Here is a 256-nt window from a genome sequence, read left to right on the forward strand (position 1 = left end):
GGAGCCGGTCCGAGCCAAGATCGCGGGCCTGGCGATCCCTTTGATCGCCCCTCAGGCGTGGGTCATTGACGATACCGGGTTCGCCAAGGAAGGCACTTCCTCGCCCGGGGTCGCACGCCAATATTCGTAGGACGTTGGGGAAGATCGGCAACTGTCAGATCGCTGTGTCCCTGCACGCTGCCACCGATGCGGCGTCCTGTCCGTTGAACTGGCGCCTGTACCTCCCCGAGTCCTGGGATGACACCTGTGCGGACAC

1 pseudogene is annotated in these 256 nt (G+C 64.1%); it reads left to right on the forward strand.

Going from position 1 to position 256, the window contains the following annotated elements:
* Positions 1-19: 19 nt before the first annotated feature.
* Positions 20-256: pseudogene (locus tag JMA46_RS16940) on the forward strand (transposase); the annotation flags it as partial.

It is taken from the genome of Arthrobacter sp. E3, from assembly GCF_017353415.1.
GTDB lineage: Bacteria > Actinomycetota > Actinomycetes > Actinomycetales > Micrococcaceae > Specibacter.